At 63.5% G+C, this 15,368-nt stretch carries 15 protein-coding genes; 2 read left to right on the forward strand and 13 right to left on the reverse strand.

Annotated elements, in window-relative coordinates; all coding sequences use genetic code 11:
• Both ACVOLZ_RS01030 and ACVOLZ_RS01035 read left to right on the forward strand, forming a co-directional pair.
• Positions 1–1,428: a Y-family DNA polymerase gene (locus ACVOLZ_RS01030; protein WP_481514757.1), complete on the forward strand. Its 1,428-nt coding sequence runs from the start codon at positions 1–3 to the stop codon at positions 1,426–1,428.
• A complete protein-coding gene (locus tag ACVOLZ_RS01035) occupies positions 1,425–4,514 on the forward strand; it encodes an error-prone DNA polymerase (RefSeq protein ID WP_481514758.1) in 3,090 nt (1,029 codons plus the stop codon). Before ACVOLZ_RS01030 ends, ACVOLZ_RS01035 begins: the two co-directional genes overlap by 4 nt.
• 51 nt (positions 4,515–4,565) lie before the next feature.
• Here the strand turns inward: ACVOLZ_RS01035 and fliP are convergent, their stop codons facing one another.
• From fliP to fliE, 13 genes are all read right to left on the reverse strand, one after another.
• The gene (gene fliP, locus ACVOLZ_RS01040; RefSeq protein ID WP_481510818.1) at positions 4,566–5,288 is read right to left on the reverse strand and encodes a flagellar type III secretion system pore protein FliP; all 723 of its coding nucleotides are present in this window, start codon (positions 5,286–5,288) and stop codon (positions 4,566–4,568) included.
• Positions 5,289–5,362: 74 nt separating this feature from the next.
• Positions 5,363–5,770, reverse strand: coding sequence for a flagellar biosynthetic protein FliO (gene fliO, locus ACVOLZ_RS01045; RefSeq protein WP_481514759.1), 408 nt, complete (start codon positions 5,768–5,770; stop codon positions 5,363–5,365).
• The gene (gene fliN / locus ACVOLZ_RS01050; RefSeq protein WP_481514760.1) at positions 5,767–6,114 is read right to left on the reverse strand and encodes a flagellar motor switch protein FliN; all 348 of its coding nucleotides are present in this window, start codon (positions 6,112–6,114) and stop codon (positions 5,767–5,769) included. Before fliN ends, fliO begins: the two co-directional genes overlap by 4 nt.
• Positions 6,107–7,123, reverse strand: a complete 1,017-nt coding sequence (fliM, locus tag ACVOLZ_RS01055; RefSeq protein WP_481514761.1) for a flagellar motor switch protein FliM — start codon at positions 7,121–7,123, stop codon at positions 6,107–6,109. Before fliM ends, fliN begins: the two co-directional genes overlap by 8 nt.
• Before the next feature lie 9 nt (positions 7,124–7,132).
• Entirely contained in the window at positions 7,133–7,648 is a 516-nt protein-coding gene (locus tag ACVOLZ_RS01060) for a flagellar basal body-associated FliL family protein (protein ID WP_481514762.1), read from the reverse strand.
• A 182-nt stretch (positions 7,649–7,830) separates the two neighbouring features.
• Positions 7,831–8,343, reverse strand: a complete 513-nt coding sequence (locus ACVOLZ_RS01065; RefSeq protein WP_481514763.1) for an REP-associated tyrosine transposase — start codon at positions 8,341–8,343, stop codon at positions 7,831–7,833.
• 158 nt (positions 8,344–8,501) lie between these two features.
• Complete coding sequence (locus ACVOLZ_RS01070; RefSeq protein ID WP_481514764.1) at positions 8,502–9,563, reverse strand: flagellar hook-length control protein FliK; 1,062 nt, start codon at positions 9,561–9,563, stop codon at positions 8,502–8,504.
• Complete coding sequence (gene fliJ / locus ACVOLZ_RS01075; protein WP_481514765.1) at positions 9,560–10,012, reverse strand: flagellar export protein FliJ; 453 nt, start codon at positions 10,010–10,012, stop codon at positions 9,560–9,562. Before fliJ ends, ACVOLZ_RS01070 begins: the two co-directional genes overlap by 4 nt.
• Complete coding sequence (gene fliI / locus ACVOLZ_RS01080) at positions 10,009–11,394, reverse strand: flagellar protein export ATPase FliI (RefSeq protein WP_481514766.1); 1,386 nt, start codon at positions 11,392–11,394, stop codon at positions 10,009–10,011. The genes fliJ and fliI overlap by 4 nt, the downstream gene beginning before the upstream one ends.
• Positions 11,391–12,041 carry a FliH/SctL family protein gene (locus ACVOLZ_RS01085; protein WP_481514767.1) on the reverse strand — a complete coding sequence of 217 codons (651 nt, stop codon included), beginning with the start codon at positions 12,039–12,041 and terminating at the stop codon, positions 11,391–11,393. Before ACVOLZ_RS01085 ends, fliI begins: the two co-directional genes overlap by 4 nt.
• Positions 12,038–13,024 carry a flagellar motor switch protein FliG gene (gene fliG, locus ACVOLZ_RS01090; RefSeq protein ID WP_057628133.1) on the reverse strand — a complete coding sequence of 329 codons (987 nt, stop codon included), beginning with the start codon at positions 13,022–13,024 and terminating at the stop codon, positions 12,038–12,040. Before fliG ends, ACVOLZ_RS01085 begins: the two co-directional genes overlap by 4 nt.
• A gap of 10 nt (positions 13,025–13,034) precedes the next feature.
• Positions 13,035–14,678: a flagellar basal-body MS-ring/collar protein FliF gene (gene fliF / locus ACVOLZ_RS01095; RefSeq protein ID WP_481514768.1), complete on the reverse strand. Its 1,644-nt coding sequence runs from the start codon at positions 14,676–14,678 to the stop codon at positions 13,035–13,037.
• A 12-nt stretch (positions 14,679–14,690) separates the two neighbouring features.
• Complete coding sequence (fliE, locus tag ACVOLZ_RS01100) at positions 14,691–15,047, reverse strand: flagellar hook-basal body complex protein FliE (protein WP_481514769.1); 357 nt, start codon at positions 15,045–15,047, stop codon at positions 14,691–14,693.
• Positions 15,048–15,368 lie beyond the last annotated feature (321 nt).

The following is a 15,368-nucleotide window of genomic DNA, read 5'->3' on the forward strand; positions in this document are numbered from 1 at the left end:
ATGCGCTGGGCCTGCATTCTATTGCCGCATCTGGCCATGGACGGCGTGTTGCGCGCCTGTGCCGAGCCGGAAGCGGCGCGGGTATTGATCAGTGGGCCCAGCCAACGGAGGGTGCTGCATGCGGTCAATCCTGCAGCGGCGGCTTTGGGCTTGAAGGCGGGGCAATCGCTGGTGACCGCGCAGGCGCTGGCCACCGGTTTTGAGATACACCCGTATGAGCCCGATGCGCAGCTGCATTGGCACCAGTTTCTGGCGGCCTGGGCCTATCAGTTCAGCTCGCAGGTAAGCCTGCAGTATGCGCAGGCACTGATCATTGAAATCGAGCACAGCTTGGCGCTGTTCGGGCCGTGGCCGAAGTTCGAGGCACGTCTGCGGCAGGAATTGGACGCGCTGGGCTTCCGTCACCGCATCGCATTGGCGCCCAATCCGGTGGCTGCACGCGCACTGGCCAATGCGCGCGATGGTTTGAGTGTGGATGAGGCCGGTTTGGCCGCATTGCTCGGACAACTGCCGGTGGCGCGGGCAGGCTTTGGTGCCAGCGCCTCGGCGGCATTCGCGCGCATGGGCATCCGCACCGTCAAACAATTGCAGGGACTGCCACGGGCAAGCATCAATCGGCGCTTTGCGCCCGATGTGCTGCGACAGCTGGATGCCTTGCTTGGCGAGCGGGCCTTTGTATTGCAGCCGTATCAGCCGCCGGATGTGTTCGAGCTGCGCATCGAGCTGGGTTACGAAGTAGAGTCCTCGCAGGCCTTGCTGTTCCCGTTGCGGCGTTTGACCTCGGATCTTGCCGCGTTTCTTGCTGGCCGCGATGGCAGTGTGCAGCGTTTTACGCTGCTGCTGGAGCACGAGGACCGGCCGGCTACCACCTTGGAAATCGGCCTGCTTGCGGCCGAGCGTGATGCCAGTTTGTTGTTCGAGATCGCCCGCAGTCGTCTGGAGCAGGCCAAGATTCCGGCACCGGTACGCCAGTTTGGTCTGCGCGCCGATCAGTTGCCGGCGTTTGTGCCGGAGCATCGCGAGCTGTTTGATACCCGCCCGCAGCAGAGCATGCCGTGGGAACAGCTGCGCGAACGTCTGCGCGCGCGCCTGGGCGATCAATCGGTGCACGGCCTGCGCGTGCATGCCGACCATAGACCCGAATATGCCTGGCGCGGTGAGGTTGCCCCCGCTGCTGCTTCAACTGGTGCCGCCGATAGCCTGCAGTCGCCGGTACGCCCTGGTTGGCTGCTGCGCACGCCGCAGCCTTGGCCGGGAGCAAGCCCGGAACTGCTGTCGGCACCCGAGCGGATCGAGAGTGGCTGGTGGGATGGTGATGATGTACGCCGTGATTACTACCGGGTCAGCACTCGCTTCGGCCAGCAGGCCTGGGCCTGGCGTGAGGTCGGCGGCGAGGGTGGCTTCATGCTGCAGGGCTGGTTCGCATGAATGCCGCTTATGCCGAACTGCATTGCCTGTCCGCTTTCAGTTTCCAGCGCGGCGCATCGACTGCGGATGAATTGTTCGCGCGGGCAAAAGCGCATGGCTACCAGGCACTGGCGATCACCGACGAATGCACGCTGGCCGGTATCGTGCGCGCTTGGCGTGCGTCCAAGGAAATCGGGTTGCAGCTGATTGTCGGCAGCGAAATCCAGCTGGAGAACGGGCCAAAGCTGGTGCTGCTGGTGGAAAACGCCGCGGGCTATCAAACCCTGTGTTGGCTGATAACGCAGGCACGGCGGCGTGCGGAGAAGGGCGAATACCGGCTGCTGGCCGAAGATCTGGCGGCGGTTGACCGCAGCGGCTTGTTGGCGCTGTGGTTGCCGGCGACACAGCTGGAACCTGCCGAGGGCATGCAGTTGCGGGAATGGTTTCCGCAGCGCTGCTGGATTGCGGTGGAGTTGCATCACGGTGCCGATGATGACGCGCGTCTGCAGCAGCTGCAGGTGCTGGGCGCACAGCTGCAGCTGCCATTGGTGGCCGCTGGCGATGTACATATGCACGCGCGTGGTCGCCGGGCATTGCAGGATGTGATGACGGCCATCCGCCACCGCGTCACCGTTGCCGAGGCCGGGCAGCGATTGTTCGCCAATGGTGAGCGGCACCTGCGTCCGCTACAGGCCTTGCAGGCGATCTATCCAGCCGAGTTATTACAGCAGACGCTGTACATTGCCAAACGCTGTGCTGGGTTCGACCTGAAAGAAGCCGTCAACTATCTATATCCCAGCGAGGTAGTACCCGCCGGTTACACCGCGCAGTGCTGGTTGGCGGAGCTGGTGACGCGTGGTGCAGGCAAGCGTTGGCCGGATGGAACCCCGCTGCAGGCGCAGGCCTTGATCGAAAAGGAACTGGGCCTGATCGCCAAGAAAAAGTACGCCTCGTACTTCCTCACCGTGCATGACCTGGTGGCCTATGCGCGCAGCATCGGCATTCTTTGCCAGGGACGCGGATCTGCCGCCAATTCGGTGGTGTGCTTCGTGCTGGGTATCACCGAGCTGGACCCTTCGCATAGCCATCTTTTGTTTGAGCGTTTCATCTCGGATGACCGCGATGAGCCGCCGGATATCGACGTGGATTTCGAGCATGAGCGGCGCGAGGAAGTCATCCAGTACGTGTTTTCACGCTATGGCCGTGAGCGCGCTGCCTTGGCGGCGGTCGCCACGCAATACGGCGGGCGCGGTGCATTGCGTGATGTGGCGCGCGTGCTCGGCATGCCCGGTGATGTGATCACACAGCTGACCTCCAGCATTGGCCAGTGGTCGGACAGCGTGCCCGAAGAGGAACGTCTGCGTGAGCACGGTTTTGATCCGGACAGCCCGCTGCTGCGGCGCATCCTGATACTGGCCAACGAGCTGATCGATTTCCCGCATTACCTGTCCCAACATCCGGGTGGCTTCGTCATTTCCGAGCGTGCCCTGCACAGCATGGTGCCGGTTGAGAATGCGGCGATGGAAGCGCGCACGGTAATCCAATGGGACAAGGATGATCTGGAAGCGTTGGGGCTGATGAAGGTCGATGTATTGGCTTTGGGCATGCTCACCGCGGTGCGTCGCTGCTTCGATCTGATCCAGCGTTATCGCGGGTTGCATTTCACCTTGGCGACGATTCCGCAGGAAGACAAGCCTACCTACGCGATGATCAGCCGCGCCGATACCGTTGGTGTGTTCCAGATCGAATCGCGCGCGCAGATGGCGATGCTGCCGCGTTTACGGCCGCAGACTTTCTACGATCTGGTGGTGGAAGTGGCCATCGTTCGCCCTGGTCCCATCCAGGGCGACATGGTGCATCCCTATCTGCGCCGCCGTACCGGTGAGGAGTTGATCAACTACCCCTCTGAAGCCTTGAAGGAAGTGCTTAAGCGCACCCTGGGGGTGCCGCTGTTCCAGGAACAGGTGATGCAGATCGCGATGGTGGCGGCTGGCTACAACGCTAGCGAAGCCGATGGTCTGCGTCGTTCGATGGCGGCCTGGAAGCGCCACGGTGGGCTGGAGCCGCATCGGCTGAAACTTACTGAAGGCATGCTTGAACGCGGCTATCCGCTTGAGTTCGCCGAGCGCATTTTCGAGCAGATCAAGGGCTTCGGCAGCTATGGTTTTCCGGAAAGCCATGCGGCGAGTTTTGCGCTGATCGCCTATGCCAGCAGCTGGTTGAAATGCCACCATCCAGCCGAGTTCACCTGCGCGTTGCTCAACAGCCAACCGATGGGTTTCTACAGTCCGGATCAGTTGCTGCAGGATGTGCGCCGGCACGGCGTGGCGACGCGACCGCTGGATGTGCGCTACAGCGGCTGGGACTGTTCGTTGGAGCGGGAGCAAGACGGTGAGCGGCTGGCGATCCGTTTGGGCTTTTGCCTGGTGCGTGGCTTCAACGCAGAGGACGCGCTGCGGATCGAGCAGGCGAGGGCACAGGCCTCGTTCACCGATATTGCGGACCTGTGCCGACGGGCTGATCTGGATGCACGCGCACGTGCCTTGCTGGCCGATGCTGGCGCTTTGCGTGGCATGGCGGGTAACCGGCATCGGGCGCGTTGGGCTATCGCCGGTGTTGAAGATCAGCGGCCGCTGTTTGACGATCAGCCGGCGACGGCTGAAGCCGATGTCGCCTTGCCGATGCCCACCGCTGGTGAGGATCTGAATGCCGATTACGCCTTGCTCGGGACTACCTTGGAGCTGCACCCGCTGGCGCGACTGCGGCGACAGCTCAGTGCGCGTCGCTGCCGCAGTTCCAAGGATCTGGAAAGCATGCGCAGTACCGGCAATGTGCTGGTGGCCGGGCTGGTGCGCGGGCGGCAGCGGCCAGCAACCGCCAGCGGCGTCACCTTCATCACCTTGGAAGATGAGTTCGGCCAGATCAACGTTGTGGTCTGGCGGCAGCTGGCCGAGCGCCAGCGGCAGGTGTTTCTGGAATCGCGGCTGCTGCAGGTCAGCGGTCGGCTGGAAGCCGAGAACGGCGTGCGTCATCTGATCGCACGCCGTCTGGATGATCTGTCGCCGCTATTGGGCAGCCTGGACGTGCGCAGTCGCGACTTCCATTGATGGCCAGCGGAAAGTCGCGTCGCGAAGGCGTGCCGGAATACTGGCGCGCAACTACACTGCGTTGAAGCTGGCCGCCAAGGTGCCAACCACCAATACCCAGCCGTCCACCAGCACGAACAGCAGTATCTTGAACGGTGCCGAGACCAGCATCGGCGACAGCATCATCATGCCCATCGACATCAGCACGCTGGACACGACCAGATCGATGATGACGAACGGGATGAAGATCAGGAAGCCGATTTCGAACGCAGTCTTCAGCTCGCTGGTGACGAAGGAGGCAACCAATACCGGGAACGGGATCGCATCCGGGCTGGCGTAGGGACCTTGCCCAGCCAGGCCGGCAAAGGTCATCAGGTCGGTCTCGCGGACCTGCGCCAGCATGAAGGCACGCAGCGGGGCGGTGGTCAGTTGCCAGGCAGTCTGGAAGTCGATCTTGCCGTCGAGGTAGGGTGCCATGCCGGTGGACCACGACTTGTCCCACACCGGCATCATGATCATTGCGGTCAGGAACAGAGCCAGACCAAGCAGGACCTGGTTGGACGGGGTCTGGCCGGTGCCAAGTGCTTGGCGCAGCAGGCCGAGCACGATGATGATGCGGGTGAAAGCCGTGAGCACCAGCAGCATCGACGGCAGCAAGGTGATTGCCGTCATCAACAACAAGGTCTGCAACGGCAGGCTGACCGGCGCGCCGCCGATCTTGCCGACATTGACGTCCGGCAGCGCTGGTACCTGCGGGCCGGGTGCGGCCCAGGCGAACAGTGGCAATGCCAGCATCGCCAGTACGATCAGCAGCTGCCAGAGCGTACGTGAGTTGAAACCGCGAGAGTTGAAACCTTGGCCCGACATGTTCAGGAGTCCTTGCGCAGCTTCTGTGCCAGCAGCTGGGCGAAATTCGGTAGTTGTTTGAGGTTGGGCATGGCCGGCGCAGGCGTCTGCGGCAAAGGCTCGGGCAACTGGTGCAAGGTGCTGATGCCGCCAGCAGTAATGCCCAGCAGCAACTGCTGGCCGTTGACGTCGACCACCACCACGCGCTCCTTGGCGCCGACGTTGATGCTGGCGACCACCTTCAGGCCTTCGGCCGGGCGGAACGCGCCGCCGGGCATACGCTTGAGCAGCCAGCCCAGGCCAATGATCAGGCCCAGCACCAGCAGCAAGGTGAAGAACGCGCCGAACAGGCCGGGCGCACTGGCTGCATGCTGGCCGACCGGCGTCGCCGCCTTGGCAGCCGGTGCGGCATAGGCGAGCAATGCGATCAACGCAGTCTCCGGATGCGCTCGCTGGGGCTGACCACGTCGGTCAGGCGCACACCGAAGCGATCATTGATGACGACGACTTCACCGTGGGCGATCAAGGTGCCGTTGACGAACACGTCCAACGATTCACCGGCACCGCGCTCCAACTCCACCACTGAGCCCTGGTTGAGCTGCAGCAGGTTGCGGATCGGCAGGCGAGCGCGGCCTACTTCCAGCGACAAGGTCACCGGTACGTCGAGGATGACGTCCAGATCCAGATCGGTGCTTACGCCGTTGTCGGCCTGCAGGTTGGTGAACTGTGCCGGCGTTGCGGCGTTTTCAGTCTCGGGGGAGTGATTGTCATTCATGGGTGTTTTCCTGAATCACGGGGACGCTCGGGCGCTTTCCCGGAGGATGGGTAGCAGTGATCTTGATGGCGTTGCGTTCGTTGGATACGCCAAACTCGCCGGTGAAAACCGGGATGCCTTCCACACACAACGGCACCTGCTTGGGCATATCGATCGGCAGCACATCGCCGATCTTCAGCTTGGTCAGCTCGCGCAGGCTCATGCGACGCTTGGCCAGCACGCTGGACAGTTCGACTTCAGCGGTGTCCAGTTGCTCGCGCAGCATCACCGCCCAGCTTTCGTCGCGGTCGTTGCGGTCGCTCTGGATGCCGGCGTCGAGCAGTTCGCGGATGGGCTCCAGCATCGAGTACGGCAAGGTGATGTGGATGTCGCCACCACCGCTGTCGAGCTCGACGTGGAAGCGGCTGACCACAACGTACTCGCGCGGGCTGACGATGTTGGCGAAATGCGGGTTGATCTCGGAATTGATGTAGTCGAAATCAACGTTCATCACCGGACCCCAGGCCTCGCGCAGATCGGTGAACGTCTGCTTGAGCAGCAACTGGATAACGCGCATCTCGGTGGCGGTGAACTCGCGGCCTTCGATGCGCGTGGGGTAGCGCCCGTCACCACCAAAGAAGTTGTCGACGATGGCGAATACCAGGGTCGGCTCGAACACGATCAGGCCAGTACCACGCAGCGGCTTGAAGCGGATCAGGTTGAGGTTGGTCGGCACATACAGCGAATGCAGGTAATCGCCGAACTTGATCAACTCGATACCACGTACCGACAACTCGGCCGAACGCCGGATCAGGTTGAACAGACCGATGCGCCACAAGCGCGCAAAGCGCTCATTGACCATTTCCAGGGTCGGCATGCGCCCACGGATGATGCGGTCCTGGCTGGCGAAATCGTAGGAGCGCGCTTCGCCAGGTGCCGCCTCCGGCTCGGCGGTATTGACCGAGCCGGAATCGACGCCATGCAGCAGGGCATCGATCTCGTCTTCGGACAGCAGGTCGTTGATGCTCATCGTGGCGCCTTACTGGGTCACAAAGCTGGTGAACAACAAGTCGTCGACACTGTTCTGGCCGGTTTCGGCCTTCATCAGCTTCTTCACTTCGGCCAGCGCCGAGGCCTGCAGCTTTTCCTTGCCCGCGCGGTCGGCGATCTGGGTCGGCTCGACCTGCGAGAACAGCATCAACAACTTGGCGCGGATGGCCGGTGCATGGGTCTGCAACGCAGTCAGCGCCAGCGGATCACGGGTCATCAGCTGCACTTCGACCTGCAGGTAGCGCGGGCCGTCAACTGGGCCGCTGAGGTTGACCACGAAGGCCGGGTCCAGCGCGAAGTACTGGGCCGGAGCCGGCGTCTTGGGCTTGGCGTCTTTGCTGGCTTCGGCATGGGCCTTGCCCTGGGTGAAGTACCAGACCCCGCCGCCGGCTGCGGCAGCAGCGAACACGGCGATCAGGGCGGGAACCAACAACGAGCGCTTCGGTTTGCTTGCCGCTTCCTTGGTGGGTTCAGCTTTGCGGTTTTTATCAGCGGCAACGGCCACGTGGAGCTCCTCAGGATTGCTGCCCAGTCAGATGCAAGGGCTGTGCCGGAGGAGGTGAATGGGCCGGTGGCGGGAATTTGACTCGGCTATAGGGTTTTGTGGGAGCGGTGTAAACCGCGAAGCTGACCATCTGACAACTCACCAGCTTCGCGGTTTACACCGCTCCCACAAAAGCTGAGGGGTCATATCCATATCGCATTCCAATATGGGTAGAAGCGCGGCGAGCTAACCAGCCCGGCTCTAACCGGGTTCATGATGATGTAGCGGGCGGTCGCCTTCAGATCCTGATCCTTGCGGACGGCCCTGTCGTGAAATCCCGGCGCCCAAACGGGGCGGCTCATTGATTCCGGCAAGCTGCGTGCCGTATTCGATTTGATACTGCGAACCAATGAGCTGAGACCGTTGGAGTCCCCAAGCTGTACCAGGCCATGCCAGTGGTCTGGCATCAATACCCAGGCAAGCAACCGTGCATCACGCCAGAGTAGAGGGTGATACAGGGCTTCAGCTATGCGCGAGGCCAGTTGGAAGTCCGGAAAAAGTGGCTGGCGAGCTAGCGTTGTGAAGGTGATCAGATATACGTGGCCGGGTTCGGAAATTCTGCCTTTGCGAAGAATTTTGGAGCCCGGCTTTGGGTTGATTGCTGGAAGCGCCATCAACGCAGGATGGCGCTGCGGCTTCCCAAGTGCTGTCAGCACAGTGATCGTTTGCAGATGGGCGGATGGATCGTCAGCTTCGCGGTTTACACCGCTCCCACAAAAGTAGTCGTCCTTGTGGGAGCTGCGTCAGCTGCGAAGCAGGGGGTGTTTCAGGTCATCAGCTTCGCGGTTTACACCGCTCCCACAAGTCACTTCTCTCAGGCATACGCATCCAACAACCCCCGCATACGCAGGTCGTGGCTGGTGGTGGTTGGCAGCTCGCTGCCTTCCTGCGGGCCTCCACCCGCCAAACCGCTACCAGCCTCACCCTTGTCGTTCTGCTGCTGCGACATGGATTGCTGGCCTACATCGGCGTGGCTCAACTGCAGGCCTTGTTCGCCAAGCATTTCGCGCAGGCGAGGCAGGCTGCTTTCAAGGGCGTGGCGGACGTCGGCGTGGGCGCTGCTGAAGCTGGCGTGGACGCGGTCGCCGTCCAGCTGCAGCTTTACATCGATCTCACCCATATTGTCGGGGTTGATGCGGATATGCGCGTGGCCGATCTTCTGCTCTGCAAGCCAGCCGACGCGGGCGCCGATGGCCTCGTCAAAGTCGCCGGCGTTCAGATCCGGAGTCGGGGTGGGTGCGGTGATGTTGCTGGTTGCTGTGCTGCCCCGTACCTCCTGCAAAGCCTGGTTGTGCAGCAAGGACGCAAACGTAGTTGGTGCTGGCGTATCAACGTCGAGGTTGAGATCGCTCGCATCGTCGTTTGCCGCCGCCGCGGTCATTGGCAGCGTCAACTCTGCAGCGACGTCATCGGCCTTGAGCGCGCCCTGCGGATTGGCAGCGGCGATAGCTGGAGCAACTGGCAGCCCCGGCGTTGTCGTTGTCGCCTGCGCAGGCTGATTGGCGGCGGGCATGGCTGCTGGCAATTGCGGTGGCGGCTCCGTAGCCGGCGCGACCATTGCCGACAGGCCGAAGGGCGGCCAAGGCGCATCGTCGGCCGTTGCTTGCGTGTCGGGCTTGTCGTGGTCGTTGGCGCTGTTGTCAGTAGCGGTAGTTTGCTCGGTGCCAGCCTCGGCGGCACTGTCGTCGCCACGTGCTTCGTTGCTGGGCTTGGCATCATTGCTGGATGGCTTGCTGGCGGCAGGCTTTTGCGCTGCTGGCTTGCTGTTGAGCATTGCGTCGAAGCCGTTGTCGCTGGCTTTGTCGGTGTTGCTACTGCGTGCGGGAGTGTTGTCGACGCTGCCGGCGCTGGAGAGCCCGGAAGAAAGCACGTTCACTGGCCTTCTCCTTCGCTCTCGGCTTTTTTCAAACGCGCACGGCGAGCACCGATATCGTCCATCTCGCGCTGATCACGGCGATCGGCGACCTGCTTTTCCTGGGCGCGGTAGCTGGCAGCCAGCTGTTCCAGCACCGCTTTGTCGCGGCTGGCCAGCAGCAGCCGGGCACGCTCAGCATCAACGCGTTCCTGGTTGCTGTCCACGGTCTTGCTCTGCGCTTCCACCGCGTTGTCGAGCCGGTCAAGGAAGGCGCGGCGATTGAGCAGCTGTGCGGCGCTGGTGGTGGCCAGCTGTGCGTTGGCGTACTCATCGGCGTACTGGCGCAATTCGGACAGGCGCGATTGATGCAGGTCCAAGGCTTGCTGGCGCTCGGCCAGGGCTTTGGCGACTTCATCTTCGCGGTCCTGCGCGTGGCGCAGCAGCGGGTCCAGGCGACGGCTAGGGCTCATGCGGGCGTCTCACTATCTACCAGTTGGTGCAATGCACTGAGGCTGTGGCTCAGGTCGGCGGCGTTGTGCACGTCCTGGCCAAGGAATTCCATGATCTCCGGCCAACGATCCAATGCTTCGTCGGTGAGCGGGTCGTTGCCGCGCTGATAGGCGCCGATGGCGATCAGGTCGCGGTTGGCGGTGTAGGCCGATACCAGTTGCTTGAGCTTGCGGATGCGCGCGCGCCAGACGTCGTCGGCGATGTCCTGGACTACGCGGCTGACCGAGGATTCGACGTCGATGGCCGGGTACAAGCCGCTGTCGGCGACACGTCGAGACAGCAGGATGTGGCCGTCGAGGATGGCGCGGGCGGCGTCGGCAATCGGGTCCTGCGGATCGTCGCCTTCGGTAAGCACGGTGTAGAATGCGGTGATCGAGCCACGGCCTTTGGCGCCATTACCGGCGCGCTCAACCAGTGCCGGCAGCTTGGCGAATACCGAAGGCGGATAGCCACGCGTTGTCGGCGGTTCGCCGACCGACAGGCCAATCTCACGCTGCGCCTGCGCAAAGCGGGTCAGCGAATCCATCAGCAGCAGCACGTTCAAGCCCTGGTCGCGGAACCACTCGGCGATGGCAGTGGCGCGGTAGGCGCCGTGCAGGCGCGCAAGTGGTGGCCGGTCGGCCGGGCTTGCGACAACCACCGCGCGGCGCAGGCCTTCCTCGCCCAGCGTGGATTCGACGAAGTCACGTACTTCGCGACCACGTTCACCGATCAGGCCAACCACGATCACATCGGCGGCGGTGAAGCGGGTCATCATGCCCAGCAGCGTCGATTTACCGACGCCGGAGCCGGCGAACAGACCGACGCGCTGGCCGCGGCCAATCGGCAGCAGCGAGTTGATTGCGCGGACGCCAACGTCCAGCGGCTGGGTGATGGGCTCGCGTGCCAGCGGGTTGATCGATACACCGGCCATGCTGACCACGCCTTCGGCGCGGATCGGGCCCTTGCCGTCCAGCGGAATGCCATCGGAATCGATGACACGGCCGAGCAGGCCTTCGCCCACCTCTACACCGCCACGGCGGTAGGAGGGCACAACGCGGGCGTTGGGCAGCAGGCCATGCAGTTCGGCGCTGGGCATCAGGTAGGTGCGGTCGCCGGAGAAGCCGACGACTTCGGCATCGACCCAGCCGCCGTCGATGATCTCTACCTTGCAGCTGGCGCCCATCGGTGCCTCGCAGCCAACCGCTTCAAGGGTGAGGCCGACGGCACGACGAAGAATGCCTTCGCGAACCAGACCGTGGCCGCCGCCGGCGTCCAGCGAGATGCCATCCAGGCGTGCGGCCAGACGCAGATTGCGTGCGTCAGCCCAGTCGGCGGGAGCGGGCGAGGGCGAAGCGGTCATTGCGTGGCTCCGGCACGACGCAGCACGGTTGCCAAGGCGGCACGCAGGCGCGCATCAAGGGTGCCATCAACGCGCACGGCCTCGGCGTGCACGCGCAGGTCGCCACGGCTGAGGCTGTGATCGGGCACCAGACGCTGTCCGGCCGGGAGTGTCAGCAGATTGCTGATCGCTGCGATGTCGTCAGGGTGCAGACGCACTTCCACGTCGCGGTTGGTGCCGCTGACCGTGTCCAGTGCTTCATCGATCAGATCCTTCAGCAGCGAAGGATCGGCCTCGTAAGCACGGCTGATCAGTGCACCGGCAATGCGTACCGACAGTTCGCCGAGTGCGCCAACCACTTCATTCTCCAGTCGCACCAGCGGCCGGCTGAAGTTGTCGAGGATGCCTTCGATCTGTGCGGTCAAGCGCCGCACTTCGGCCTGTCCCTGTGCATAGCCTTCGGCATGGCCCTGCTGGAAGCCTTCTTCCTGCGCGGCATCGCGGATCGCCTGGATCTGTTCCAGAGTGGGCGGTTGCAACGGCGGCGGTGCCGGCTCGGCAACGATGGTTTCCAGCGACGCCAGATCAATGTCGTCCAGCGCCGGCGCCACCGACTGACCAGTCGCTGCGTTGAGATCCGGGGCATGCCAGCGAACGGCGTTGTTCACAGCATGGCCTCCGCGGCGCCGCCGAGGGTGATGGTGCCTTCATCGCCCATGCGTTTGACGATGGCGAGGATCTCGCGCTGCGCGCCTTCCACATCGGACAGGCGCACCGGGCCACGCGCCTCCATATCCTCAAGCAGGATCTCGGCGGCGCGCTGCGACATGTTGCGGGTGATCTTGTCACGCACCTTGATGTCGGCACCGCGCAGGGCCAGGCCCAGGCGTTCGCCACTGACTTCGCGCAATACCAGCTGCATTTCGCGGTCGTCCAGATCCACCAGGTCGTCGAAGACGAACATCAGGTCCTGGATGCGGCTGCCCAGCGGCGAATCGATGCGGGCGATCTCGGTGAGGATGGCCTGATCCTGGCCACCGTCCATGAAGTTGAGGATATTGGCAGCACACTGCACGCCACCGATGTTCGACGACTTCAGGTTCTGGTTGCCTGCAAACTGGCGCTCCATGATCTCGTTGAGTTCGTTCAACGCATTCGGCGGAATGCCGTCGAGGGTGGCGATGCGCAGCAGCACGTCGACACGGGTACGCTCGGGCAGCAGTTTCAGCGCTTCGGCGGCCTGGTCGGTTTCCAGATGGGCCATGACGATGGCGATGATCTGCGGGTGCTCGTTGCGCACCAGATCGGCGACGGCACGCGGGTCCATCCACTTCAGGGCATCCAGGCCAGTGGTATTGCGGCCGAGCAGGATGCGGTCGATCAGGTTGCTGGCCTTCTCATTGCCCAGCGCCTGCACCAGCATGTTGCGGATGTAGTCGTCCGAGCCGACGCTCAAGGAGGTCTTGTTGCCCAGTTCGGCGCCGAAGTCATCCATCACCTTCTGCACCTGCTCACGGGTGACGTCGGTGAGGGTGGCCATGGCGATGCCGATCTTCTGCACTTCCTTCGGTTCCATATGACGCAGCACTTCGGCCGCGTCGGTTTCGCCGAGCGACAGCAGCAGTACGGCGGCACGTTGCACGCCGGTCATCGGCATTGCATCAGTCATTTGACACCCATCCCTTCACTACCTGGGCAACCCGCTTGGAGTCGGTCTTCACTGCTTCGCGGGCCATGCGCAGGCGTTCTTCGTAAGCGTCTACCGGCAATGCCAGTGCTGGCTTGCCATCAAGGTGCAGGCGGTCGGCGGCAAGCGCTGGCATCTCGGTGCCGTCATCCAGTACCTGGACGTCGGCGCTGAGCGGATCTTCCGGACCCGACAAGGCCTTGGGGGGGCTGGTGATCTGACGCAGGGCCGGGCGCAGCACGCCGAGCAGCAGGGCCAGTACCACGATGGCGCCAAGCACCAGACGCAGTGCGTCACGCACCTGCGGGTTCTCCCACCACTTGGGGGCTTCGACCGGCACGGATTCACGCACGAACGGTGCGTTCATTACCGACACCGTGTCGCCGCGTTCTGCATTGAAGCCGACGGCTTGCTTCACCAGTGCTTCAACCCGGGTCAGTTCAGCGGCGCTGAGCGGCTGATCGGCCAGTTTTCCGTTGCTGCCGGCGCGCGGTACGTGATCGACCAGTACGGCGACCGAGACGCGATTGACCCGGCCCGGCGGCTGGCGCGTGTGCTGCAGGGTGCGGTCCAGCTCGTAGTTGCGGGTGGCGTTCTTGGAGGTTTCGGTCGGCGTCGCCGCAGTGGCCGGTGGTGCAGCAGCGGCGCCCGGTGGGGTGTTGCTGGTCGCGCCCGGAATGCCCTGCGGGCCGGCGGTGGCGCTGGTGTTCTCGCTGATCTGCTCGCTACGGACCTTCTGCGGCTCGCCGTTGTACAGCTCGCGGGCTTCCTCGGTAACCGAGAAATCCATGTCCACGCTGACTTCCGGATTGACCCGGCCAGCGCCGGTCATCGGCTCCAGCAGCTCGCGGATGCGCTGGTTGTAGGAGCCTTCCAGACGGCGTACCTGATCGAACTGGGCGGCGTTGAGCGCGGCTTCGCTGTTGGGATCGGCGATGGTGAGCATGCGCCCGCTCTGGTCGACCACGGTCACGCGTTCCGGTGCCAGATCGGGAATGCTGGAAGCGACCATGTGCACGATGGCGTCCACTTGGTTGCGTTCCAACTGCTGGCCACCGCGCAGTTCCAGTACCACCGAGGCGCTGGCGACATCGCGCTGGCGGGTGAAGGCGCTGGGCTTGGGAATGGCCAGGTGCACGCGCGCATCACGGACCGGGCGCAGGCTGCTGATCGTGCGCACCAGCTCGGTCTCCAGCGCATGCTGGTAGCGCGCAGTTTCGACGAACTGGCTGACGCCGAATCCGGGATCGCGTTCCATCATTTCAAAGCCGAGCCGACCGCTTTCGGTCAGGCCGGAACCGGCCAGCTTCAGGCGCGCATCGTGCACGTTTTTTTCCGGCACGCTGATCGCACCGGTAGTGGCGTCCAGCTCAAACGGAATCTGCGCCGAGCGCAACAGGTCGGTGGCCTCGGCAGTCGCCTTCTGGTCCAGCCCTGTATACAGCGGCATCATCTGCGGCTTCTGCGCCCAGAAGAACACGAATAAACCGGCTGCCACCGCAACCGTGATCATCGCCATCAAGCCCAGGCGACGGGTGATCTGCAGGCTCTGCAGACGATCGAACCAGGCGCCAGCCCGTTCCGGATTCAGTGATTCTCTGGACAGCGCGAGTGCCATGCGTGCGGATCCTTACAGCGGCATGTTCATCACGTCCTGGTAGGCCTGGACGAGACGGTTACGGACTTCCACGGTGGCGCGGAACGCCAGCGAGGACTGTTGGGAGGCGACCATGACCTTGGCCAGGTCGGCATTGGCATCGCCGCGCTCGAAGGCAGCTGCCAGCTGCCCGGACTTCTGCTGGGCCTCGTTGACGCCCTGGATGGCGCCCTGCAAGGCCTGGCTGAACGAAGGAGCGGCAACAGCGTCGCCTTCGGCCAGCCCCTGGATCGCGTTGCTGCGCGGCACATCGCCGATGGGCGCGGTTTGCCCGACCTGGTTCTGCAGCGTGCGGATCTGGGAGAGAACAGAAGTGATGGAGTGGGACATCGTGCGGGGTTCCGGGCAACGTGTGGGGGAGCTGCTGGGACAGCTGCAAGTTGCGTGCCGGAACCGTGAAGGCCTTGATGTTGGTGAATACGTCGGATTTCCGTCGCGGTCGCGATACGGACGGCGCCGACTCCAGGGTCTGACTTGGTGCAAACGAAGAAGGTCGCCGGATAATCGGCGGTCGCCGTGGGAGTAGCTGATTGCGGCGATGCTTCTGGGCCGTAGCCTGCCAAACGCGGCGGGATCCAGCGGTCGTTCGGGCTCTCCGCCAACAGCTGGGGCTGTGCTTACCCGGGCTCCGGACAGTTCACTCCGGAGTAT

Source organism: Stenotrophomonas sp. STEN020, from assembly GCF_056760195.1.

Coding starts and splice junctions, on each gene's coding strand:
- ACVOLZ_RS01035 (WP_481514758.1), top strand. CDS start 1,425: ATGAATGCCGCTTATGCCGAACTGCATTGCCTGTCCGCTTTCAGTTTC.
- fliF (WP_481514768.1), bottom strand. CDS start 14,678: ATGGCACTCGCGCTGTCCAGAGAATCACTGAATCCGGAACGGGCTGGC.
- fliG (WP_057628133.1), bottom strand. CDS start 13,024: ATGACCGGCGTGCAACGTGCCGCCGTACTGCTGCTGTCGCTCGGCGAA.
- fliP (WP_481510818.1), bottom strand. CDS start 5,288: ATGCTGGCATTGCCACTGTTCGCCTGGGCCGCACCCGGCCCGCAGGTA.
- fliM (WP_481514761.1), bottom strand. CDS start 7,123: ATGAGCATCAACGACCTGCTGTCCGAAGACGAGATCGATGCCCTGCTG.
- ACVOLZ_RS01030 (WP_481514757.1), top strand. CDS start 1: ATGCGCTGGGCCTGCATTCTATTGCCGCATCTGGCCATGGACGGCGTG.
- fliN (WP_481514760.1), bottom strand. CDS start 6,114: ATGAATGACAATCACTCCCCCGAGACTGAAAACGCCGCAACGCCGGCA.
- fliE (WP_481514769.1), bottom strand. CDS start 15,047: ATGTCCCACTCCATCACTTCTGTTCTCTCCCAGATCCGCACGCTGCAG.
- fliJ (WP_481514765.1), bottom strand. CDS start 10,012: ATGAGCCCTAGCCGTCGCCTGGACCCGCTGCTGCGCCACGCGCAGGAC.
- fliI (WP_481514766.1), bottom strand. CDS start 11,394: ATGACCGCTTCGCCCTCGCCCGCTCCCGCCGACTGGGCTGACGCACGC.